The organism is Streptomyces sp. B1866, from assembly GCF_031932565.1.
GTDB lineage: Bacteria > Actinomycetota > Actinomycetes > Streptomycetales > Streptomycetaceae > Streptomyces.
In genome coordinates this window covers 1-22659 of record NZ_JAVSCF010000089.1, presented here as the reverse complement: position 1 = coordinate 22659, position 22659 = coordinate 1, and the positions used below count along the sequence as shown (strand labels likewise).

16 protein-coding genes and 1 pseudogene are annotated in these 22659 nt (G+C 73.2%); 1 reads left to right on the top strand and 16 read right to left on the bottom strand.

The window, feature by feature from the left end:
• The 13 genes and pseudogenes from RKE29_RS14370 to RKE29_RS14310 form a co-directional block, all read right to left on the bottom strand.
• A pseudogene (locus RKE29_RS14370) lies at positions 1 to 449 on the bottom strand (hypothetical protein); the annotation flags it as partial.
• Between the two features lie 220 nt (positions 450 to 669).
• A complete protein-coding gene (locus RKE29_RS14365; RefSeq protein WP_312005625.1) occupies positions 670 to 1446 on the bottom strand; it encodes a TIGR03936 family radical SAM-associated protein in 777 nt (258 codons plus the stop codon).
• Positions 1447 to 1778: 332 nt separating this feature from the next.
• Positions 1779 to 3701: a TIGR03960 family B12-binding radical SAM protein gene (locus RKE29_RS14360; protein WP_312005624.1), complete on the bottom strand. Its 1923-nt coding sequence runs from the start codon at positions 3699 to 3701 to the stop codon at positions 1779 to 1781.
• A 164-nt stretch (positions 3702 to 3865) separates the two neighbouring features.
• On the bottom strand, positions 3866 to 5407 hold the full coding sequence (locus RKE29_RS14355; RefSeq protein WP_312005623.1) for a CYTH and CHAD domain-containing protein: 1542 nt from the start codon (positions 5405 to 5407) through the stop codon (positions 3866 to 3868).
• Between the two features lie 47 nt (positions 5408 to 5454).
• Positions 5455 to 6588: a rod shape-determining protein RodA gene (gene rodA / locus RKE29_RS14350; protein WP_312005631.1), complete on the bottom strand. Its 1134-nt coding sequence runs from the start codon at positions 6586 to 6588 to the stop codon at positions 5455 to 5457.
• Positions 6589 to 6653: 65 nt separating this feature from the next.
• Entirely contained in the window at positions 6654 to 8795 is a 2142-nt protein-coding gene (gene mrdA / locus RKE29_RS14345; RefSeq protein WP_312005622.1) for a penicillin-binding protein 2, read from the bottom strand.
• Between the two features lie 67 nt (positions 8796 to 8862).
• Complete coding sequence (gene mreD, locus RKE29_RS14340; protein ID WP_312005629.1) at positions 8863 to 9618, bottom strand: rod shape-determining protein MreD; 756 nt, start codon at positions 9616 to 9618, stop codon at positions 8863 to 8865.
• 13 nt (positions 9619 to 9631) lie between these two features.
• Positions 9632 to 10576, bottom strand: a complete 945-nt coding sequence (gene mreC, locus RKE29_RS14335; RefSeq protein WP_312005621.1) for a rod shape-determining protein MreC — start codon at positions 10574 to 10576, stop codon at positions 9632 to 9634.
• Between the two features lie 352 nt (positions 10577 to 10928).
• The gene (locus tag RKE29_RS14330; RefSeq protein WP_312005628.1) at positions 10929 to 11948 is read right to left on the bottom strand and encodes a rod shape-determining protein; all 1020 of its coding nucleotides are present in this window, start codon (positions 11946 to 11948) and stop codon (positions 10929 to 10931) included.
• A 307-nt stretch (positions 11949 to 12255) separates the two neighbouring features.
• A complete protein-coding gene (ndk, locus tag RKE29_RS14325) occupies positions 12256 to 12669 on the bottom strand; it encodes a nucleoside-diphosphate kinase (RefSeq protein ID WP_312005619.1) in 414 nt (137 codons plus the stop codon).
• Between the two features lie 242 nt (positions 12670 to 12911).
• Positions 12912 to 13250 carry a DUF4233 domain-containing protein gene (locus RKE29_RS14320; protein ID WP_312005617.1) on the bottom strand — a complete coding sequence of 113 codons (339 nt, stop codon included), beginning with the start codon at positions 13248 to 13250 and terminating at the stop codon, positions 12912 to 12914.
• 149 nt (positions 13251 to 13399) lie between these two features.
• Complete coding sequence (locus RKE29_RS14315; protein WP_312005627.1) at positions 13400 to 14932, bottom strand: folylpolyglutamate synthase/dihydrofolate synthase family protein; 1533 nt, start codon at positions 14930 to 14932, stop codon at positions 13400 to 13402.
• A 193-nt stretch (positions 14933 to 15125) separates the two neighbouring features.
• Complete coding sequence (locus RKE29_RS14310) at positions 15126 to 17798, bottom strand: valine--tRNA ligase (RefSeq protein ID WP_312005615.1); 2673 nt, start codon at positions 17796 to 17798, stop codon at positions 15126 to 15128.
• A 303-nt stretch (positions 17799 to 18101) separates the two neighbouring features.
• Between RKE29_RS14310 and RKE29_RS14305 the strand changes: the two genes are divergently transcribed.
• Positions 18102 to 19091 (top strand): hypothetical protein, encoded by a 990-nt coding sequence (locus tag RKE29_RS14305; RefSeq protein ID WP_312005614.1) that lies wholly within the window; start codon positions 18102 to 18104, stop codon positions 19089 to 19091.
• 72 nt (positions 19092 to 19163) lie between these two features.
• Here RKE29_RS14305 and clpX read toward each other — a convergent pair whose 3' ends face one another.
• The 3 genes from clpX to RKE29_RS14290 all read right to left on the bottom strand — a co-directional run bounded on the left by clpX (position 19164) and on the right by RKE29_RS14290 (position 22073).
• Entirely contained in the window at positions 19164 to 20450 is a 1287-nt protein-coding gene (gene clpX, locus RKE29_RS14300; RefSeq protein ID WP_312005613.1) for an ATP-dependent Clp protease ATP-binding subunit ClpX, read from the bottom strand.
• Between the two features lie 275 nt (positions 20451 to 20725).
• On the bottom strand, positions 20726 to 21394 hold the full coding sequence (locus RKE29_RS14295; RefSeq protein ID WP_312005612.1) for an ATP-dependent Clp protease proteolytic subunit: 669 nt from the start codon (positions 21392 to 21394) through the stop codon (positions 20726 to 20728).
• Between the two features lie 76 nt (positions 21395 to 21470).
• Complete coding sequence (locus tag RKE29_RS14290) at positions 21471 to 22073, bottom strand: ATP-dependent Clp protease proteolytic subunit (protein ID WP_312005611.1); 603 nt, start codon at positions 22071 to 22073, stop codon at positions 21471 to 21473.
• Positions 22074 to 22659: the final 586 nt, after the last annotated feature.

Here is a 22659-nt window from a genome sequence, read left to right as displayed (position 1 = left end):
GGGGCGGGCTCGGCGGCCGGCTCCTGCGCCGCCTTCGGCGGGCCGGCCGGGGCCGTGGCCTTGCGGGTGGCACGGCGGCGGGTACGGGCGGGCGCGGCCTCCGGCTCGGCGGCCGCGGCGTCCCCGGCGGGTACGGGCGCGGCCTCGGCCTCTTCTTCCTCGGTCTCCTCGGCGCTCAGCGCGTCCGCTCCCCCGGTGTCCCCCTCCGGAGCGGCGCTCCCGGCCGGTATGGCGACGGCCGGAGCCTCGTCGTCGCCCGCCGGAGCGGGCGGCCCGGCCGGGCGTGAGGCGACGCGGCGCCGACGGCGCGGCGGCAGGGTGTCGCCGGGTGCCTCCCCGGCGCCGTTCTCCGAGGCGGCGGGGTGTCCCGCGCCCCGCCCGGACTCCCCGGCGGTATGTGCGGTATGAGTGGTTTCGGTAGTCTCGATCGGCTCAATCGGTTCGAGCATGCGGGCGGTTCTCCCGTCACGCTCCCGGGCGCCGCGCCGGGTCCGGCCGCGGTCCGTACGCTGTGCGCCGGCCGCTGTCCGGGGCGCGGGCGCCACACGGGAGCTCATCGTCTCGCTCGCCGGCGCCGCATGGGCGGCACCGACGAAAGTCTTCTGGTCACTGCGCCGGCCGGGGCCCGGGTGGCTCCCTGATGCATCGGCGGCGCATCGGCGGCTGTCCCTACGCGGAACCACCCGGCACCGTCGCGGCGGTCAGCGCGGCGGCCGGGGGTAGGGCGGCCGCAGCTGCCTCGCGGTCGGGCGCGAGCGGGTCGATCACCGCACCGGACTCCTCATCGAGCAGCCCCTGCGCCAGCCTGGTCACCGCTGCGGGGACCGGCGGCGCCAAGTCGGCCACAGCGCGGAGACCGGACAGGACGTCGTCGGGTCGTACGGCGGGTGTCTGATGCCGTACCACCAGCCGCAGTATCGCACAGGCGGTGCCGCCCGGCCTATCTGCCCGGCCGGAGAACGCCTGGAGCGATGCCACCGCGGCACGTGAGTCGAAGGTTCGCAACCCGTTTTTGGTCAGGCGTTCCACGGATACGGCCGCGGCGGCCAGGAAGGCGGCGGCGGCCCGCCCGGCCTCCTGCGGGTCCACTCCGTCCAGCCGGATCTCCCAGACGGACGCCTGGAGCCGGTCGGCGAGGTGCGGGGTGCGCGCCTCCACGGCCTCCACCACGTCCAGCCCGGCCGGCAGCGACGCGTCGAGCAGGAGGCGCAGGGCCTCCGGGTCGCGCGCCTGCGCGAGCTGGATCTCCAGGTACTCGGCCTCGCTGGCCGTGCCGGTCGGCGCGGCGTTCGCGTACGACACCTTGGGGTGCGGGGTGAAGCCCGCCGAGTACGCCATGGGCACCTCGGCGCGGCGCAGCGCCCGCTCGAACGCGCGCTGGAAGTCGCGGTGGCTGGTGAACCGGAGGCGGCCGCGCTTGGTGTACCGCAGGCGGATACGCTGCACCGCGGGCGCGGGCGGCGGGCCTTCGGGCTGTCGCTTGCCCAGGGTTTCCTCAGTCCTTTTGTCAGTGGTTCGCGGTTCCGGGGTCCGCCGGTCTGCCCAGCGGGACCGCCGTGCGGAACCGTCTCTCGCGTGCGGCCGGCGCCGCGGGGCGCCGGCTCGCCCGCCGGTCGGCGGAGTCCGTGCGCCCGGGCCCGTGCGGGTCCGGCGCCGTCTCCTGCTTCCCCAGGGTACGTGCCCGGGGCGGGCCCCGGCGCGCCGCACCCGCCTGACGGGCCGCCGGACCGACGTGCGGCGGACCGCCCGGCCGGCGCGCGGCGGGCCCGCGCGGGCGCTCATTTCACGGTGAGCGGGAGCAACTTCCTGCCCGTGGGCCCGATCTGGATCTCGGTGCCCATCTGCGGGCACACGCCGCAGTCGAAGCACGGCGTCCACCGGCAGTCCTCGACCTCGGTCTCGTCGAGGGAGTCCTGCCAGTCGTCCCACAGCCAGTCCTTGTCGAGGCCGGAGTCGAGGTGGTCCCAGGGCAGCACCTCCTCGTACCCGCGCTCGCGCGTGGTGTACCAGTCGAGGTCCACGCCGTACTCGGGCAGGGCCTTCTCCGCGCACGCGCGCCAGCGCTCGTAGGAGAAGTGCTCGCGCCAGCCGTCGAAGCGCCCGCCGTCCTCGTACACCGCGCGGATGACCGCGCCCACCCGCCGGTCGCCGCGGGAGAGCAGGCCCTCGACGATGCCCGGCTTGCCGTCGTGGTAGCGGAAGCCGATGGACCGGCCGTACCGCTTGTCGCCGCGGATGCGCTCGCGCAGCTTCTCCAGGCGCGCGTCGGTCTCCTCGGCGCCGAGCTGCGGCGCCCACTGGAAGGGCGTGTGCGGCTTGGGCACGAAGCCGCCGATGGACACGGTGCAGCGGATGTCGCTGCGGCCGGAGACCTCGCGGCCCTTGGCGATCACCTTCACGGCCATGTCCGCGATCTGGAGCACGTCCTCGTCGGTCTCGGTCGGCAGGCCGCACATGAAGTACAGCTTCACCTGCCGCCAGCCGTTGCCGTAGGCGGTGGCGACGGTGCGGATGAGGTCCTCCTCCGACACCATCTTGTTGATGACCTTGCGGATGCGCTCCGAGCCGCCCTCGGGGGCGAAGGTGAGGCCGGAGCGGCGCCCGTTGCGCGTCAGCTCGTTGGCGAGGTCGATGTTGAACGCGTCGACCCGCGTGGAGGGCAGGGACAGGCCGACCTTGTCGTCCTCGTACCGGTCCGCGAGGCCCTTGGTGATGTCGGCGATCTCGCTGTGGTCGGCGGAGGACAGCGACAGCAGGCCGACCTCCTCGAAGCCGGTCGCCTTCAGGCCCCGGTCGACCATCTCGCCGATACCGGTGATGGACCGCTCGCGCACCGGGCGGGTGATCATGCCCGCCTGGCAGAAGCGGCACCCGCGCGTGCAGCCGCGGAAGATCTCCACGGACATGCGCTCGTGCACGGTCTCCGCCAGCGGCACCAGCGGCTGCTTGGGGTACGGCCAGGCGTCGAGGTCCATGACGGTGTGCTTGGACACCCGCCACGGCACGCCGGAGCGGTTCGGTACGACGCGCGCGATCCGGCCGTCGGGCAGGTACTCCACGTCGTAGAACCCGGGCACGTACACGCCGCCGGTGCGCGCCAGCCGCATCAGCAGCCCGTCCCGGCCGTCCGGCCGTCCCTCCGCCTTCCAGGCCCGGACGATGCCGGTGATCTCCAGGACGGCCTGCTCGCCGTCGCCGAGCACCGCGCAGTCGACGAAGTCGGCGATCGGCTCCGGGTTGAACGCGGCGTGGCCGCCCGCGATCACCACCGGGTGGTCCTGGTCGCGGTCCCGCGCGTGCAGCGGGATGCCGGCCAGGTCCAGGGCGGTGAGCAGGTTGGTGTAGCCCAGCTCGGTGGAGAACGACACGCCGAGCACGTCGAAGGCGGACACCGGCCGGTGGGAGTCCACGGTGAACTGCGGCACGCCGTGCTCGCGCATCAGCGCCTCCAGGTCCGGCCACACGCTGTACGTGCGCTCGGCGAGCACGCCCTCCTGCTCGTTGAGCACCTCGTAGAGGATCGTCACGCCCTGGTTGGGCAGGCCGACCTCGTAGGCGTCCGGGTACATCAGCGCCCAGCGCACGTCGCAGGAGTCCCACGGCTTGACGGTGGAGTTCAGCTCTCCGCCGACGTACTGGATGGGCTTCTGCACGTGCGGAAGGAGCGCTTCCAGGCGTGGGAAGACCGACTCGACAGGCATCGCGTGTCTCTCGTGGGCTCTCGTGAGCGGGCAGGGCTGACCCTCAAGGGTATCGCCTGGTACGGACGGCCTCTCCCGCCGCGGCCTCCCCCGGGCCCGGGCCGTACCGCGCCGGCCCGTACGGCCCGGGCCCGCGCGGTACGGCCGGGCGCGGCCCCGGGGCGTCAGTGGGCCGCGGCCCTGCGCCAGCGCTCCGGCAGCGCGGCGCGCAGCCGCCCGGCCTCGGCCTCCTCCCGCCCGTACAGCACGCCGAGCGCGAAGGCGGCCTCGGCGTCCCGCGCGTGGGCGGCCAGGTCGCGCAGGGCCTCGCGGGCCATCACGCTGTCCTGGTGCTCGCCCAGGAGCTTCTGCACGCTCTTGACGCGGCGGGCGAGCTTCCGGGCGGGTTTGCCCAGGGCAGGGCGGGCGCTCTCGGCGGTGTAGCGGGTGCGCTTGGCGGCCTTGCGCGCGCGGTGCAGGGCGGTGTCCTGCTCCGGGCCCGGCGGCGTGCCCAGGGCGGTCTCGACGCGGCGGGCGAAGGCGTCGTACTGCCGCCGCACCGCCTTGAGCGCGGCCGCACGCGCCGGACGGGCCGCCTTCGGGCGCAGCGGCGGGTCGGCGAACAGCGCGTCGAGGGCGTCGAGCAGGGCGCGGTAGCGCTCGCTGTCCAGTGCCTCGACCGCGCGGCGGCGCCCGGTGCCCGCCCGCGCGTGCGCCCAGCCGGCGAGCGCGGCGCGGGCCGCGCCGAAGCGCAGCGGGCCGGGCAGGCCGGTCAGCCGCCCGTCCAGCCGGGCGGCGGTGACCTCGCTGTCGCGCGCGGCGCCCAGCTCCCCGGCGAGCCACTTCAGCTCCTCGCCGAGCGGGTCGGTGACGCGCCGGTCGAGGACCGGGCGGTAGGCGCGCAGGGTGCTGCGCAGCCGCCGGGTGGCGACGCGCATCTGGTGCACCGCGTCGGGCTTGTCCAGCCGTACGACCGGGTCGTACGCGACGATGGCGGCGGCCTGGGCGCGCACGTAGTCCAGCACGAGGTCCGCGGCGGTGGCCGGTCCGTCGGCCCGCGCGGCGGCGCCGCGCCCGGAGTCCTCCTGCCCGGAGTCCTCCTGTGCGGCCGCCGCGGTCCGCTCCAGCACCCGGGCCGCCTTGCCCGGGCCGGGCGCGCGCCGCAGGCCCAGGGCCGCCAGCCGGGCCTCCACCTGGTCCAGCAGCTTCGGGCGGGCGCCGTCGGCCAGCTCCACCTCCACCTCGGTCCAGCGCACCGCGGGGCTCTCGGCCGGCGCGAGGCGGTGGCCGGTGACGCGGTCGAGGGCGATCTCGGCGAGCGGCGCGCCGTCGTCGTCCACCAGGTGGTGCAGCTCCCGCTCGGTGACGACGCGGACGACGGGCACCAGTTCGGCGCCGCGGGTGCGGGAGCGCACCAGCGCGGCCAGCCGGGGCGGCAGGGCGTCGGCGAGCGGGGCGCGGATCTCCTCGCGCGCGTCGGGCCCGGCGGGCAGCTTCAGGTGCCAGCCGGCGTCCGCGCCCCCGGTGCGGCGGCGCAGGGTGGCCGACGCGGCGGCGAGCCGCTGGTCGAGGGTGTCGTAGTAGGTGGCGTCGAGGGTGACGGTGCCCCGCCCGACCAGGCGGGCGCCGCCGCCGACCCGGCCGAGTGCGGCCAGGTCGGGCGGGCCATCCCCGCCGATGTCGTACTTTCTTTCCCTTTCGATCAGGTCGATCGTGTTCGTGGCCATACGGGGCACCTACCCGGTACGGCCCCGGTCACGCGGACACCGGCCGTTTACGCGGACACCGGGCGCTGCACCCTGATCGACTGGAGCAGGCCGACCGCTATCCATACGGCGAACATCGACGTGCCGCCGTAGCTGACGAACGGCAGCGGCAGTCCGGCCACCGGCATGATGCCGAGCGTCATGCCGATGTTCTCGAAGGCCTGGAAGGCGAACCAGGCGATGATCCCGGCCGCCACCACCGTGCCGTACAGCTCCGTGGTGGCCCTGGCGATGCGGCAGGCCCGCCACAGCACCACGCCGAGCAGTACGACGATCAGCCCGGCGCCGAGGAAGCCCAGCTCCTCGCCCGCAACGGTGAACACGAAGTCGGTCTGCTGCTCGGGCACGAACTGCCCGGTGGTCTGGCTGCCGTGGAACAGGCCCTTGCCGAGCAGGCCGCCGGAGCCGATGGCGATGCGCGCCTGGTTGGTGTTGTAGCCGACGCCGGCCGGGTCGAGCGCCGGGTTGGCGAAGGCCGCGAACCGGTCGATCTGGTACTGGTCCAGGACGCCGAGCTGCCAGATGAGCACCGCGCCGACGACGGCCGCGCCGATGAGCCCGGCGATCCAGCGGTTGGACGCGCCGGAGGCCAGCAGCACGGCGAGCACGATGACCGCCATGACCATCACCGACCCGAGGTCGGGCATGAGCAGCACGACGGCGATGGGCACGGCGGCCAGCACCAGGGCCTGCACGACGGTGCGGTGGTCGGGGTGCAGCCGGTCGCCCGCGTCCACCCGCGCGGACAGCAGCATCGCCATGCCCAGGATGATCGTGATCTTGGCGAACTCCGAGGGCTGGACCGAGAAGCCGGCCGGCAGCTCGATCCACGCGTGCGCGCCGTTGACCGTCGAGCCCAGCGGGGTCAGCACCGCCAGGACCATGACCACCGACACCGCGTACAGCACGGGGACCGCGCCGCGCAGGGTGCGGTGGCCCAGCCAGATGGTCAGCATGGCCAGGGCCAGGCCGATCCCGGTGTTGAGCACGTGCCGGACCAGGAAGAAGTACGGGTCGCCCTGGTTCAGCTCGGTGCGGTTGCGGGTCGCGGAGTACACCAGGACGCAGCCGATGGCGGACAGCGCGAGCGCGGCCAGCAGCAGCACCCAGTCCAGCCGGCGCACGAGCGAGCCGCGCGCCATCAGCTTGCCGATCGCGCCCCGCTCGGGGGTGTAGCGGCGGACGGAGAAGCCCTGGGCGGACGCGCTCACGACTCCTCCCGCCGTCCGCGTGCCGGCTGGTTCCCGGCGGGCAGGGCCAGCGGCTGGGCCACGATCGTGCCGTCCGGCTCGATCTCCGGCAGCCGGGTGGTCGGCGCGGACAGCAGGGCCTTGCGCCGGTCGATGTGGCCGTCGTCGTCCACGCCGTACAGGGCGTCGTAGATGTTGCGCACCGCGGGACCGGAGGCGCCGGAGCCGGTGCCGCCCTGGGAGATCGTCATGACGATCGCGTAGTCCTTGGTGTAGGTGGCGAACCACGACGTGGTCTGCTTGCCGTGGACCTCGGCGGTACCGGTCTTGGCGTGCATGGGGATCTTGTCCTGGGGCCAGTTGGTGAACCGCCAGGCCGCGGTGCCGCGGGTGGCGACGCCGGCCAGCGCCTGGTCGATCTGCCGGCCCGTACGGGCGTCCATGGGCAGATGGCCGTGGGCGTGCGGCTCGATCTCGCGTACGTGCCTGCCGTCGGCGCTGACGACGGCCTTGCCGACGGTCGGGTCGTACAGCGTGCCGCCGTTGCTGACCGCCGCGTAGATGGTGGCCATCTGGATCGGGGTGACGAGCGTGTCGCCCTGGCCGATGGAGTAGTTCACCGAGTCACCGGCTCGCATCTTCATGCCTTCGAGGCAGTTCTCGTATGCAAGCCGCTGGACGTAGTCGCCGCCCTTCTTGCCCTGCTTGCACCAGGCGTTCTTGTTGGCCTTCCAGAAGTCCTTCTTCCACTGCCGGTCGGGCACCCGGCCGGGCACCTCGTTGGGCAGGTCGATGCCGGTCTCCTTGCCCAGGCCGAACTGGTGGGCGGTGCGGTAGAACCAGTCCCCGGGGTGCTGCTTGGGCCGGTTGCCGCCGTCCTTGCGCCACTCGTCGTAGCCCAGCCGGTAGAAGACCGTGTCGCAGGAGACCTCCAGCGCCCGGCCCAGGCTGATCGGCCCGTAGCTGTGGGACTCGAAGTTCTTGAACACCTGGTTGCCGAGGCTGAAGGAGCTGCTGCACTCGTAGCGCCCGTCGAAGGGGTAGCCCGCGTTGACCGCGGCGGTCGAGGAGACCACCTTGAAGATCGAGCCGGGTGCGGCCTGTCCCTGGATGGCCCGGTTGAGCAGCGGGTAGTTGGAGTTCCGGTCGGTGAGCTGCCGGTAGTCCCTCGCGGAGATGCCGCCGACCCACGCGTTCGGGTCGTACGTGGGGTTGGAGGCCATCGCGACCACCCGGCCGGTCCTGGCCTCCAGGACCACGACGGCGCCCGCGTCGGCCTTGTAGTTGCGGCCGGTGTTGCGGTCGAACTGCTTGCGGGCCTCCTTCATGGCGTGCGACAGCTCCCGTTCCGCTATGGCCTGCACGCGCGCGTCGATGCTGGTGACCAGGTGGGAGCCGGGCCGCGGCTTGTCGCTCTCGGCCTTGCCGATGACGCGGCCGCGGTTGTCGACCTTGTAGCGGGTGACCCCGGCCTTGCCGCGCAGCTCGCGGTCGTACTGGCGCTCCAGGCCGGAGCGGCCGATCTGGTCGGAGCGCAGCAGCGGGGAGCTGGTGTCCTCCGCCTTCTTGATCTCCTCGTCGGTGACGGGCGAGAGGTAGCCGAGGACCTGCGCGGCGCCCGCGCGGCCGGGCGCGCCGTAGCGGCGCACGGCGGTGGGCTCGGCGCTGATGCCGGGGAAGTCCTCGGCGCGCTCGCGGATCTGGAGGGCCTGCTTGGGGCTGGCCTCGTCGGTGATGGGGATGGGCTGGTAGGGCGAGCCGTTCCAGCACGGCTGGGGCGTCTTGGCGTCGCACAGCCGCACCTTGTCCATGACGTCCTTGGGCTTCATGCCGAGCACGCCGGCGAGCCGGGTGAGGACGGCCTCGCCGTCGTCCCGCATCCTCATCAGGTCGGTGCGGTCCGCGGACACCACCAGGCGGGTCTCGTTGTCCGCCAGCGGAATGCCGCGCGCGTCCAGTATCGAGCCGCGCACCGCGGGCTGGACGACCTGCTGGACGTGGTTGCTGGCCGCCTCGGCGGTGTACTCGTCGCCGTTGCGGATCTGGAGGTACCACAGCCGCCCGCCCAGGGTGAGCAGCAGCGAGAACACCAGGATCTGGATGGCGACGAGCCGGATGGTGACGCGCGGGGTGCGGCCGGTCTCGGGGATGTTGCTCACCGCGGCCCCCGCCCGCTCGTCCCGTTGCGGACCCGGCCGGCGCGGGCCGGCCCGGGAAGGTGGTGCTTCACAGGCGCTTGACCCCCTTGATGCGCATGGCCTTGTTCCGGGCGGACCTGGTCAGCAGTCCGCCGCGCCGCCCGCCGACCGGGCCGAGCCCGCCGCCGACCGCGGTGCGCCCGAACCGGCCGCCGCGGCCGAGCCGGCTCGTACGGCCCAGCCGGCCGGCCCGGCTCAGCCGCGGCCCGCGCGACGAGGACAGCCAGCCGTACGCGCTCTCGCCGCCGCCCCCGGCGCCGCCGGAGCTGTCGCCGAGCGGATCGTGGTCGGTGCGCCGGGCCAGGCTCATGATCAGCGGCACGGTGAAGGGGGCGAGCAGCAGGTCGTACAGCACGGCGGTGAACAGCAGCTTGGCCAGGCCCACGTGCCGCGCGGCGCTGTCCCCGACCAGCTCGCCGACCAGCGCGTACAGCAGCGTGGAGCCCAGCGCCGCGGCCACCACCACGAACATGGGCGTGGACGCCGAGCGCAGCTGCCCGGTCTCGGGCCTGGCGAGCCCGGCCGCATAGCCGATGACGCACAGCACCAGCGCGTACCGCCCGGCCGCGTGGTCGGCGGGCGGGGCCAGGTCCGCCAGCAGGCCGGCGCCGAAGCCGATCAGGGCGCCGGAGGTGTGCCCGTACACCAGCGCGAGGCCGAGCACGACGAGCAGCAGCAGGTCGGGTACGGCGCCGGGCAGTTGCAGCCGGGCGAGCACGCAGACCTGGACGACGAGGGCGACGACCACCAGCGGGGCCGACAGCAGGATCCGGTTGGCGCGCAGCATCGGTCAGCTCCTACTCGGCGGCGGCGGCGCGCCCGGACGGGCGTGCGGACGGGGTGGTCGTGACGGTGACGGTCGGCGCCGGCTTCGGCTTGGCGGGTCTGGGCGGCAGCACGGTGTCGCGCGGGTTCTCCCGGGGCGGCTGGACGACGACGCCGACGATGTCGAGCTTGGAGAAGCCGACGAACGGGCGGACCTGGAGGGTGCGGGTCAGGTCGCCGCCGGAGGGGTCCACGCGCACCACCTCGCCGACCGGCACGCCGGGCACGAACGGCTTGTCGGCCTGCGAGCCGAAGGTGACGAGCCGGTCGCCCTTCTTCACCGAGGCGCGGCCGTTGAGGAGCTGCACGCGCAGCGACCGGTCGCCCTGGCCGGTGGCGAAGCCCAGCTCGCCGGACTTCTCCATGCGGGTGCCGACGGTGAAGTCCGGGTCGGTGGCCAGCAGCACGGTGGACGTGGACGGGCCGACGGTGGTGACCCGGCCGACCAGGCCGTCGCCGTTGAGGACGGTCATGTCGCGGGCGACGCCGTCGCGGCTGCCGGCGTCGATGGTGACCGTCCAGGAGAAGCCCTGCGCCGCGCCGACCGCGATGACCTGGGCGCCCTTGATGCCGTACTGGCCGGCGCCGGCGGTCTTCAGCAGCCGGTCCAGCTCGGCGGCGCGCGCCCGGTCGCGGTCCTTGCTGCCGAGCCGCCGCTTGAGCTCCAGGTTCTCCCGCTCCAGGGCGGTGATGCGGTTGTGCCGCTCGTCGGAGTCCCGGACGGCCGAGACGGCGTTGCCGACCGGGTCGACGGCGGAGGCGACCCCGTCCTCCACCGGTCCGAACACGGACGCGGCGGCCTCCCGGACGCCGTCGAGGGGCGAGTCCTCGCCGCCGCGGATGTCCACCGTGATCAGTGCGAACGCGATGGCGACCAGCAGCACCAGCAGCAACCGGCTCTCTCGTGTGTCCCTCACGTGCGGCGGCGTGCCTTCCTCGTCGTGGGCCGTCGGGGGCCGTCGGCCCTGTGGGCCGTCGGTGCCTGACGGGCCGTCGGGGCCCGATGGGCCTTGGGTCGGCGCCGCGCCGCGCACGTCGTCGGGGGCGGGGCGCCGGTGGTCGGGTGGACTTGCGGTCTTACGGGGCTACGCGGTTACGGAGCTGCGGTGCTGCGGCTGTGCGGCTGCGGCCAGGGGGCCGCGGCCAGGGGGGCTGTGGCTATGGGCTCGCGGGCGGCCGGGGCCGGGAGCGGTACCGGCGGCCGCGCCGGCCCGCGGGCGGCGCGGCGGGCGGTCCGGGCGGCGCGGCACGGGCCGGGTTCCTGCGGGGTCATCTGCGGGGCTGGGCGTCCAGCACCTGCTGAAGCGCCTCGAACTCCTCGACGCACTTGCCGGAGCCCAGCGCCACCGAGTCCAGCGGGTCCTCGGCGATGTGGATCGGCATGCCGGTCTCGCGGCGCAGCCGCTCGTCCAGGCCGCGCAGCAGGGCGCCGCCGCCGGTCAGCACGATGCCGCGGTCCATGATGTCGCCGGACAGCTCGGGCGGGCACTTGTCCAGGGTGGTCTTGACGGCGTCCACGATCGCGTTCACCGGCTCCTCCATGGCCTTGCGGACCTCGGCGGCGGAGATCACCACGGTCTTGGGCAGGCCGCTGACCAGGTCGCGGCCGCGGATCTCGGTGTGCTCCTTCTCGTCGGTCTCGTACGCCGAGCCGATCGTGATCTTGATGTTCTCGGCGGAGCGCTCACCGAGCAGGAGGCTGTACTCCTTCTTGATGTGCTGGATGATCGCGTTGTCCAGCTCGTCGCCCGCCACCCGGATGGACTGCGCGGTGACGATGCCGCCGAGCGAGATGACCGCGACCTCGGTGGTGCCGCCGCCGATGTCCACGACCATGTTGCCGGTGGCCTCGTGGACCGGCAGGCCCGAGCCGATCGCGGCGGCCATCGGCTCCTCGATGATGTGCACCTGGCGGGCGCCCGCCTGGGTGGACGCCTCGATGACCGCGCGGCGCTCCACGCCGGTGATGCCGGAGGGCACGCAGACCACCACGCGCGGGCGGGCCAGATAGCGGCGCTTGTGGATCTTCAGGATGAAGTAGCGCAGCATCCGCTCGGTGATCTCGAAGTCGGCGATGACGCCGTCTTTCAGCGGGCGCACCGCCACGATGTTGCCGGGCGTGCGGCCGATCATCTTCTTCGCCTCGGCGCCCACCGCGAGAATGCCGCCGGTGTTGGTGTTGATGGCGACGACGGACGGCTCGTTCAGGACGATCCCGCGGCCCCTGACGTACACCAGCGTATTGGCGGTCCCGAGGTCGACAGCCATGTCACGGCCGATGAACGACATGTTGTTCCCCATGAGGATACGTCTGGCCTTCCCAACTGGAGCGGTCTGCTGACTTGAGGTCGGCGGATGTGGTGCGCTGCGTCAGCGCGCCGTGAGTGCTCATCGTAGTCACGCCCGCCCGAACGGGTGCGAGTGTCCTGCCGACCATTGTCCGGCGAACACGGTCTCCTCCTGTTCAATGGAGACGACGTGTCGGCCTAATGCGTTCCCCCGTTCGGACCGCGCATACCAGCCACCCATACCAAAAGACGACCGCGCGAAATCCGCCGGAGCCGGGCGACGGGCCGGTGTTCGCCCTGATTCCGGGTCAGGCCAGCCGGGGGAAGAAAAGCTTGATCTCCCGGTGCGCGGACTCCTCCGAGTCGGAGGCGTGCACCAGGTTTTCCCGCACCACCGTGCCGAAGTCGCCGCGTACGCTGCCGGGCGGGGCGGCGATCGGGTCGGTCGGCCCCACCAGAGCCCGCACGCCCTCCACGACACGCTCGCCGGTGACGATGAGGGCCACGGACGGGCCGGAGGACATGAAGTCCACCAGCGGCTGGTAGAAGGGCTTGCCGACGTGCTCGGCGTAGTGCTGCTCCAGAATCGCCCGGTCGAGGGTACGCAGTTCCAGCGCCGTGATGGACCAGCCCGCCTTGCGTTCGATCCGGCCGAGGATCTCGCCGACCAGACCCCGCTGGACGGCGTCGGGCTTGAGGAGGACGAGCGTGCGCTGGGTCATGGGGCGGCTCCGGGAGGCGGCGGCGGGTCGGGGGCAGGGTCGGTCGCGCGGGCACGGGCGGGCGGCCGTACGGGCGGCCGGGACCGTACCGAGGCTGAGGCTACAGGGCGGCGGCCGGGGCGCGGCACGCCGGGCTACACCGTGTCAGCTTCCCATCGGTTTCCTGTGGGTCTCCCGTCGGAATCCGGTGAGATTACCGTGAGCTTCCCGTCGGATTCCGTCAGCTCTCCGTCAATTTTCCGTCAGCTCTCCGCCGTGGCCGCGAACCGCGCCCTGGCCGCGTCCACCTTGCGGCCCACATGGACCGCGGCCCACCACAGGCCGGCGAAGGCCGCGCCGAGCACGAACATCACCGGCACCACGAAGCCGCTGGCCACCAGGGCGGCCTGGAGCGCCCAGCCGACGCCCACCGCGCCCTGCCTGCCCAGCGCGCCGCACAGCAGCAGGCACAGCGCCATGGCGCCGCCGCACACCGCCCAGACCGTGCCCGCGGACAGGTCGGAGGTGCGCATCGCGACCAGACCGGCGAAGCCGATCACGAAGAACTCGCCGATCAGCGTGCTCGCACACAGGGTTCTCATGTCAGTCCTTCCTGGCAGCTTCCTGGGCGGCTTCCGGCCGCCCGCGTCCGGCCTCCGCGGCCGTCCCGGCCCGTTCCCGGGGCTTTCCCGGGCCGTCTCCGGGCGTTTCCCCGGCTCTCGCGGCCCGGCCCGGCGGTCCTCCGCGGCCCTCAGCCCCCGCCCAGCAGCAGCCGGGCCTCCCCCACCGTGATCACCGAGCCGGTGACCAGCACGCCCGCGCCCGCGAACTCCGCCTCCGACTCCGCCAGCGTCACCGCCGCCTCCAGCGCGTCGTCCAGCCGCGGCTCCACCTGCACCCGGTCCGCGCCGAAGATCTCCACGGCCACGGCCGCCAGCGCGTCCACGTCCATGGCGCGGTGGCTGGAGTTGCGGGTGACCACGATCTCGGCGAAGACCGGCTCGAACGCCTCCAGGATGCCGCGCACGTCCTTGTCGGCGCTCGCGCCGAGCACGCCGACCAGCCGGCTGAAGCCGAACGCCTCGCCGACCGCCTCGGCCGCCGCCCGGGCGCCCGCCGGGTTGTGCGCGGCGTCCAGCACCACGGTCGGGCCCTGCCGTACGACCTCCAGCCGGCCCGGCGAGGTGGCCGCGGCGAACGCCTCGCGGACCGTGTCGGCGTCCAGCGGCTCGGCGCGCGTGGTGCCGACGCCGAAGAACGCCTCCACGGCGGCCAGCGCCACCGACGCGTTGTGCGCCTGGTGGGCGCCGTGCAGCGGCAGGAACACGTCCGCGTACTCCCCGCCGAGGCCGCGCAGGGTCAGCAGCTGCCCGCCGACGGCCACCTCGCGGGCCAGCACGCCGAACTCCATGCCCTCCCGCACGACCGTGGCGTCCACCTCCACGGCCCGCTTCAGCAGCACCGAGGCGGCCTCCACCGGCTGCTGGGCGAGCACCACGACCGCGTCCGGCTTGACGATCCCGGCCTTCTCGGCCGCGATGAGGTCGGGCGTGGCGCCGAGCCGGTCGGTGTGGTCCAGGGAGATGGGCGTGACCACGGCGACGCCCGCGTCGATCACGTTCGTCGCGTCCCACTCGCCGCCCATGCCGACCTCCACCACGGCCACGTCCACCGGCGCGTCGGCGAAGGCCGCGAACGCCATGGCGGTCAGCACCTCGAAGAAGGACAGCCGGTACTTCTGGGCGGCGTCGGTCATCTCCACGTACGGCCGGATGTCGCGGAAGGTCTCCACGAACCGCTCGGCGGCGATCGGCGCGCCGTCCAGGCTGATCCGCTCGGTGATGGACTGCACGTGCGGGCTGGTGTACCGGCCGGTGCGCAGCTCGAAGGCGCCGAGCAGCGCCTCGATCATGCGCGCGGTGCTGGTCTTGCCGTTCGTACCCGTGATGTGGATCGACGGGTACGCGCGCTGGGGCGCGCCGAGCACGTCCAGCAGCGCCTCGATGCGCACCCGGGAGGGGTCGAGCTTGGTCTCGCCCCAGCGGGTGGCCAGCTCGGCCTCCACCTCGTGCAGCGCCTGGTCCAGCTCGGGGTCGGCGGGGCGGGCCGGGAGGCCGCCGCCGGCCGGCGGGCCGGACCGGGTGCGCAGGGTCCGGCTGCCGGCCTCGATCACCGCCAGGTCGGGGTCGCGGCCGGTCTCGGCGCCGACGATCCGCTCGAAGGCGTCGGCGCCGACCGAGTCCGGCGCCTCGGCGTAGCCCTCGTCCGGGCCGTACGCCTCGATGCCGTCGGCCGCCAGGTCGCCGGCGTCGAAGCCGTCGGCGGCCCAGTCGTCCGCGGCGGCGTCGACTGGGTCGGCTCCGTCGGATTCGGCGGCCTCGGCGGCTTCGGCGTCGAAGGCGTCGGCATCCGGCGTGCCGGGCTTCCGGCGCTGGTCGTCGGGCTCGGGGTGGGGGCGCTCGCTCACGCGGCCCAGTCTACGAGCCGCCTCCGACACCGCCGAGCGCCGCCAGCTGGGCGGTGATACGCGCGATGTCCGCGTCCGCCGCCTCCCGCCGGGCCCGGATCTTCGCGACCACCTGGTCCGGCGCCTTGGCGAGGAACGCCTCGTTGGCGAGCTTGGCCGCCGTCTGCGCCTTGTCCTTCTCCGCCGCGGCCAGGTCCTTGGCCAGCCGCTTGCGCTCGGCCGCCACGTCGATCGCGCCGGACAGGTCCAGCTCGACCACCGCGCCGCCCACCGGCAGCGAGGCGGTGGGCGCGAAGCCGTCACCCGGAGGAGTGAGGCGCAGCAGGGCGCGGATGGCGTCCTCGTGCGCCGACAGGCCCCCGGCCACGGCGCCGGCGGCGCCGGCCAGATCGAGCCGGGCCGGGACCCTCTGCCCGGGCTGGAGGCCCTGGTCGGCGCGGAACCGGCGGACCTCGGTGACCAGCTGCCGCAGGGCGGCGATCTCGGCCTCGGCGGCCGGGTCGCGGAAGCCGGAGTCGGCGGGCCAGTCGGCGATGACGACGGACTCCTGGCCGGTCAGCGCGGTCCACAGCGCCTCGGTGACGAACGGGACCACCGGGTGCAGCAGCCGCAAGGTCACGTCCAGCACCTCGCCGAGCACCCGCCGCGCGGCACCGGCCGCCGGGCCGCCCTGGGCGAAGGCGGTCTTGGTCAGCTCCACGTACCAGTCGAACACCTCGTCCCACGCGAAGTGGTAGAGCGCGTCGGACAGCTTCGCGAACTGGTAGTCGTCGTAGTAGGCGTCCACCTCGGCGACCACCTCGCCGAGCCGGGAGAGAATCCACCGGTCGGCGGTGGACAGCTCCTCCGGCGCGGGCAGCGGGCCCTCGACGGTCGCGCCGTTCATCAGCGCGAAGCGCGTCGCGTTCCAGATCTTGTTGGCGAAGTTGCGGGACGCCTGGACCCAGTCCTCGCCGATGGGCACGTCCACGCCGGGGTTGGCGCCGCGGGCGAGCGTGAAGCGGACCGCGTCCGAGCCGTAGGCGTCCATCCAGTCCAGCGGGTTGACCGCGTTGCCGAAGGACTTGGACATCTTCTTGCCGAACTGGTCGCGGACCATGCCGTGCAGGGCGATGGTGCGGAACGGCGGGGTGCCGTCCATCGCGTGCAGCCCGAGCATCATCATCCGGGCGACCCAGAAGAAGAGGATGTCGTAGCCGGTGACCAGGACGGAGTTGGGATAGAACGTCTCCAGGCTCTCGGTGCGCTCCGGCCAGCCCAGCGTGGTGAAGGGCCACAGTCCGGAGGAGAACCAGGTGTCCAGCACGTCCGCGTCCTGGTGCCAGCCCTCGCCGGCCGGCGGCTCCTCGTCCGGGCCGACGCACACCACCTCGCCGCCCGGCCCGTACCACACCGGGATGCGGTGGCCCCACCACAGCTGGCGCGAGATGCACCAGTCGTGCAGGTTGTCCACCCAGGAGAAGTACCGGGACTCCATCTCGCGCGGGTGGATGGTCACCCGGCCGTCGCGCACCGCGTCGCCCGCGGCCTTCGCCAGCGGCCCGACCCGCACCCACCACTGGAGCGAGAGACGCGGCTCGATGGTGGTCTTGCAGCGCGAGCAGTGGCCCACGGAGTGGCGGTACGGGCGCTTCTCGGCGACGATCCGGCCCTCGGCGCGCAGCGCGCCCACCACGGCGGCGCGCGCCTCCAGCCGGTCCAGGCCCTGGAAGGGGCCGTGCGTGGTGATGACGGCCCGCTCGTCCATGACGGTGATGTGGGGCAGGCCGTGCCGCTGGCCGATCTCGAAGTCGTTCGGGTCGTGGGCCGGGGTGACCTTGACCGCGCCGGTGCCGAACTCGGGGTCGACGTGCGCGTCGGCGACCACGGGGATGCGGCGGCCGGTGAGCGGCAGCTCGATCTCGGTGCCCACCAGGTCGCGGTAGCGCTCGTCGTCGGGGTGGACGGCCACGGCCGTGTCGCCGAGCATCGTCTCGGCCCGGGTGGTGGCCACCACGATCGACGGCTCGCCCTCCGTCAGCGAGCCGTACCGGATGGAGACCAGCTCGCCGTCGTCCTCCTGGTACTCCACCTCGATGTCGGAGATCGCCGTCAGGCAGCGCGGGCACCAGTTGATGATGCGCTCGGCGCGGTAGATCAGCTCGTCGTCGTACAGCCGCTTGAACATCGTCTGGACGGCGCGGGACAGGCCCTCGTCCATGGTGAAGCGCTCGCGCGACCAGGCGACGCCGTCGCCCAGCCGCCGCATCTGCCCGGAGATCTGCCCGCCGGACTCGGCCTTCCACCGCCACACGCGCTCCACGAACGCCTCGCGGCCCAGGTCGTGCCGGGACAGGCCCTCCTTGGCCAGCTCGCGCTCGACCACGTTCTGCGTGGCGATGCCGGCGTGGTCCATGCCGGGCTGCCACAGCGTCTCGTAGCCCTGCATGCGCTTGCGGCGGGTGAGCGCGTCGATGATCGTGTGCTCGAAGGCGTGGCCCAGGTGCAGCGAACCCGTCACGTTGGGCGGGGGGATGACGATCGCGTACGGCTCTTTGTCGCTCTTGGCGTGCGCCTCGAAGTAACCGCGCTCTACCCAGCGCTCGTACAGCTTTCCCTCTACCTCGGCCGGCGCGTACTGGGTCGGCAGTTCGGGATGGCTGTTCGGCCCGCGGTCGGGGCGCGCTTGCGCGTTCTCGGTCACGATCGCAAGTCTACGGGCCGACCCGGCCCCTCATCGAACCGGTTACGGCACGCCGCACCGGTCCGGCCCGCCCCGGTGTGCGGCCGTTTGGGGCGGCCGTCGTTACCAACCCGTTGCCGGGCGGGGGTCAGGGCTTCCGGACGCGTCCGGAAGGATGGGCGGAGCATCCGCGCCCGGAGAGGGAGCCGCGAACGCCCCCCACCGCGCGTCGGGGGCGTCAGGAGCACCACGCCGGACGTCCGGCGTCGGCGGCGAGCGGCGACGTACGGCGGCCGGCAGCACGCACACGAGCGAAGGACAGACATGAGCCACAACCAGCCGGGCCCCTACGGGCAGCCGCAGCAGCCGGGCCCGTACGGCCAGGGCGGGCCGGCCGGACAGCCCGGCTACGGCCAGCCCCCGCAGCCCCCGGGCCAGCCCAACCCGTACGCACAGCCCCCGGCACCGGGCCAGCCGGGCGGCTACGCGCAGCCGCCGCAGCCGCCCGCGCCGCCGCAGCCCGGATACGGCTACCCGCAGCAGCCCCCGCCGCCGCCCGGGACCGTCCCGCCCTACGGGCAGCCGGCGCCCTACGGGCAGCAGGCGCCGTACGGGCCGCCGGTGCCGCCGCCGGGCGGAGGCAACCGGAACAAGACCGTCGGCATCGTCGTCGGGGCGGTCCTCGCGGTCGGCCTGATCGCCGGCGGCGTCGTGCTGCTGACCGGCGGTGACGACGGCGAGGGCGGCCTGTCGGACGACGGGCCGCACATTCTGACGACGCCGCAGACGGTGCTGAAGGAGTACAAGCGCCAGGGCGAGGGCAGCACCGGCTCCGACGTCGACGACCTGTCCGACTCCGACAAGAAGGCGCTGGGCATCGCCGGCGGCGCGACCGTCCAGGCCGAGTACTCCACGCTCGACCCGAGCAGCACCTCCATACCGGACGCCGCCCAGCTCGCGGGCATCAAGGTCCTCTCCCTCTACGGCGTCTACGGGAAGGTCGAGGACCCCGAGAAGGCCATGGACACCTTCTTCGGGAAGATCGAGAAGGAGGCCGTCGGGGACGAGGACGCCGAGCTGGTCGGCAAGCCGGAGCGGCAGAACCCGGACGGTCTGAAGGGCGCCATCATCAAGTGCCAGACCGTCAGGAACAAGAAGCCGGAGATGGGAGAGCCCACCAGCGCGCCGCTGTGCGCCTGGGCCGACCACAGCACGCTGGGCTACATCGTGGCGGGCCAGGTCAACCCGCTGTCGCTGAAGGACGCCGGCAAGCTCACCTCCGACCTGCGCAACGAGATCCGCGTCAAGAAGTAGCATGCGGTCGCACACGGCACGAGGGGCCGCACCCGGCGGGTGCGGCCCCTCGGCTCGTACGCTACGCGGCGCTCACGCGCTCTTCTCGTGCCGCTCCCCCGGCTCGGTGCCCCGGCTGCGCGGCACCAGCGTCGGGTTGACGTTGGAGTGCACGACGTCCGCGGTGATGACGACGCGGGCCACGTCCTTGCGGGAGGGCACCTCGTACATCACCGACATCAGCACCTCCTCCATGATGGCCCGCAGACCCCGCGCGCCGGTGCCGCGCAGGATCGCCTGGTCGGCGATGGCCTCCAGCGCGGGGCGGTCGAAGTCCAGCTCCACGCCGTCGAGTTCGAACAGCCGCTGGTACTGCTTGACCAGCGCGTTGCGCGGCTCGACGAGGATCTGGAGCAGCGCCTCGCGGTCGAGGTTGTGCACGGAGGTGATGACCGGCAGGCGGCCGATGAACTCCGGGATCATGCCGAACTTGACCAGGTCCTCCGGCATGACCTCCTGGAACTGGTCGCTGGCCTCGATCTCCCGCTTGGAGCGGATGGTCGCGCCGAAGCCGATGCCCTTCGCGCCGGCCCGCGCCTCGATGATCTTCTCCAGGCCCGCGAAGGCGCCGCCCACGATGAACAGCACGTTCGTGGTGTCGATCTGGATGAACTCCTGGTGCGGGTGCTTGCGCCCGCCCTGCGGCGGCACCGAGGCCGTGGTGCCCTCCAGGATCTTCAGCAGCGCCTGCTGCACGCCCTCGCCGGAGACGTCCCGGGTGATCGACGGGTTCTCGCTCTTGCGGGCCACCTTGTCGATCTCGTCAATGTAGATGATGCCGGTCTCGGCCTTCTTGACGTCGTAGTCCGCGGCCTGGATCAGCTTCAGCAGGATGTTCTCCACGTCCTCGCCGACGTACCCGGCCTCGGTGAGGGCGGTGGCGTCGGCGATGGCGAACGGGACGTTGAGCATCCGGGCGAGGGTCTGGGCCAGCAGCGTCTTGCCCGAGCCGGTGGGACCCAGCAGCAGGATGTTGGACTTCGCCAGCTCGATGCCGTCGTCCCGGCCCGGCCCGCCCTGCTCGCCGGCCTGGACCCGTTTGTAGTGGTTGTACACGGCGACGGACAGGGCCTTCTTGGCGGCCTCCTGGCCGACGACGTAGCCCTCCAGGAACTCGTAGATCTCCCGGGGCTTGGGCAGCTCCTCCCAGCGCACCTCGGAGGTCTCGGCCAGCTCCTCCTCGATGATCTCGTTGCAGAGATCGATGCACTCATCGCAGATGTACACGCCGGGGCCCGCGATGAGCTTCTTCACCTGCTTCTGGCTCTTCCCGCAGAACGAGCACTTGAGCAGATCGCCGCCGTCACCGATGCGTGCCACGAGGTGCTTCCCCTTCGCCTTGGTTCCGCTGCTCCGGCGGACCCGGTGCTTGCGCTGCGCTTGCTGCCTGCCTGTGTGGACCGGCCTGGTCGGAGCGTGACCGGCCCGCCGGTGGCCGGGGGCGGGCCCCTACCCCACTATGACGGTACCTTGCCGGGCCCCCGGTTCGGGCCCCCCTTGGACCGACTCGGTGGCGGCCGGGCCGCGGACCGGGCCCGGGCCGGCCGCCGGCGACCCAAGGGGGACGACGCCTCGGCGGCGTCCTGCCGGACGCCTCAGCCGACGCCCACGGAGGTCTTGCGGGTCGACACGATCTGGTCGATCAGCCCGTACGACAGGGCCTCCTCGGCCGTGAGGATCTTGTCCCGCTCGATGTCGTCGCGGATCTTCTCGATCGGGTGGGTGGAGTGCTTGGCCAGCATCTCCTCCAACTGCGAACGCATGCGCAGGATCTCGTTGGCCGCGATCTCCAGGTCGGACACCTGGCCCCGCCCGGTCTCGCTGTACGGCTGGTGGATCAGCACGCGCGCGTTGGGCAGCGCCATGCGCTTGCCGGGCGTGCCGGCCGCGAGCAGCACGGCCGCGGCGGACGCCGCCTGGCCCATGCACACGGTCTGGATGTCCGGCTTGACGAACTGCATCGTGTCGTAGATGGCGGTCAGCGCGGTGAACGAGCCGCCCGGCGAGTTGATGTAGATCGAGATGTCCCGGTCCGGGTCCATGGACTCCAGGCACAGCAGCTGGGCCATGACGTCGTTGGCGGACGCGTCGTCGATCTGGACGCCGAGGAAGATCACCCGCTCCTCGAAGAGCTTCGCGTACGGGTCGTACTCGCGGATGCCCTGCGACGTGCGCTCGACGAAGCGCGGCACGACGTAGCGCGACTCGGCCACCGGGCCGGCGAAGCGGCCGCTGCCGAGGGATCCAGCGTATGAGGGGTTCATGTCGGTGTTCACCTGTTCACCGTCCTGGTGGGCTTTTCGGATGCGGGCGTGTCGTCGCGGTGCGTGCGGTGCGGGGTCAGGCCCCGGTGCCGCCGCCGCCGGGAACGCCCGCGGCCGAGGCGATCACGTCGTCCACCAGGCCGTACTCCTTGGCCTCCTGCGCGGAGAACCAGCGGTCGCGGTCGGAGTCGCGGGTGATCTGCTCGACGGACTGGCTGGTGTGGAAGGCGGTCAGCTCGGCCATCTTCTTCTTGGTGCGCAGCAGCTGCTCGGCGTGGATCTTGATGTCCGAGGCGGAGCCGGCCAGGCCCGCGGAGGGCTGGTGGATCAGGATCTCGGCGTTCGGCAGCGCGAAGCGCTTGCCCCGGGTGCCGGCGCTCAGCAGGAACTGGCCCATCGAGGCGGCGAGGCCCATCGCGATGGTGACCACGTCGTTGCGGATGTACTGCATGGTGTCGTAGATCGCCATGCCGGCCGTGATCGAACCACCCGGAGAGTTGATGTAGAGGTAGATGTCCTTGTCCGGGTCCGCGGCCAGCAGCAGGAGCTGAGCGGTGATCTTGTTGGCGATGTCGTCGTCGACCGGCTGGCCGAGGAAGATGATCCGCTCGCCGAGCAGCCGGTTGTAGACCTGGTCGCCGAGACCGCCGCTGAAGTTGGGCTCAGCCGCGGAAGGCATCGGAAGCGTCACGTGTCCACCTGCTCATTGTCGTAACGGCCGAGTCCTTCGAGCGGCCGTCTGGAGTGTCGTCGGTGTACTTACGGACCCTAACGCGCTGGTCGGCGGGCGCCATCCCGCATCGGGAACTGTTCGCTCTGAGCGCAGGTTCCGCCGCCACGGGCGGCCCGCCCCGCCGCGGGAGAGATCCGCGGCGGGGCCCTGGGCGGCCCCTGGGGCACCGCGGAGCCGCCGGGGTCTTCCCGGGGCTTCGAGCGCGGGAACGGGCCTGGGGAGGGCGCGTGAGGCCCGTCCAGGGCCGGTCGCAGGCGGGGGCGGGCCCGGGCGCGGGCTCGCGGCGGCCTCGTACGGGCGCGGGCGCGGGCCGGGCCTTACGGGGTCCGGGGGCGGGCCTTACGGGTCCGGGGGCGGGCCTTACGGGTCCGGGGGCGGGCCTTACGGGTCCGGGGGCGGGCCTTACGGGTCCGGGGGCGGGCCTTACGGGTCCGGGTACGGGCTCGGGGGACCGCACCCGGCGGGCCCGGCCGGTGCACGCGGCGCGCCCGCGCCCCGAGGCCCGGGCAGGCCCGGAGGCGTGCGGGGCGGC

Coding starts and splice junctions, on each gene's coding strand:
- RKE29_RS14360 (WP_312005624.1), bottom strand. CDS start 3,701: ATGCCTGTCGAGTCGGTCTTCCCACGCCTGGAAGCGCTCCTTCCGCAC.
- RKE29_RS14355 (WP_312005623.1), bottom strand. CDS start 5,407: ATGGCCACGAACACGATCGACCTGATCGAAAGGGAAAGAAAGTACGAC.
- rodA (WP_312005631.1), bottom strand. CDS start 6,588: ATGGCGCGCGGCTCGCTCGTGCGCCGGCTGGACTGGGTGCTGCTGCTG.
- RKE29_RS14330 (WP_312005628.1), bottom strand. CDS start 11,948: ATGTCGTTCATCGGCCGTGACATGGCTGTCGACCTCGGGACCGCCAAT.
- ndk (WP_312005619.1), bottom strand. CDS start 12,669: ATGACCCAGCGCACGCTCGTCCTCCTCAAGCCCGACGCCGTCCAGCGG.
- RKE29_RS14320 (WP_312005617.1), bottom strand. CDS start 13,250: ATGAGAACCCTGTGTGCGAGCACGCTGATCGGCGAGTTCTTCGTGATC.
- RKE29_RS14305 (WP_312005614.1), top strand. CDS start 18,102: ATGAGCCACAACCAGCCGGGCCCCTACGGGCAGCCGCAGCAGCCGGGC.
- RKE29_RS14295 (WP_312005612.1), bottom strand. CDS start 21,394: ATGAACCCCTCATACGCTGGATCCCTCGGCAGCGGCCGCTTCGCCGGC.
- RKE29_RS14290 (WP_312005611.1), bottom strand. CDS start 22,073: ATGCCTTCCGCGGCTGAGCCCAACTTCAGCGGCGGTCTCGGCGACCAG.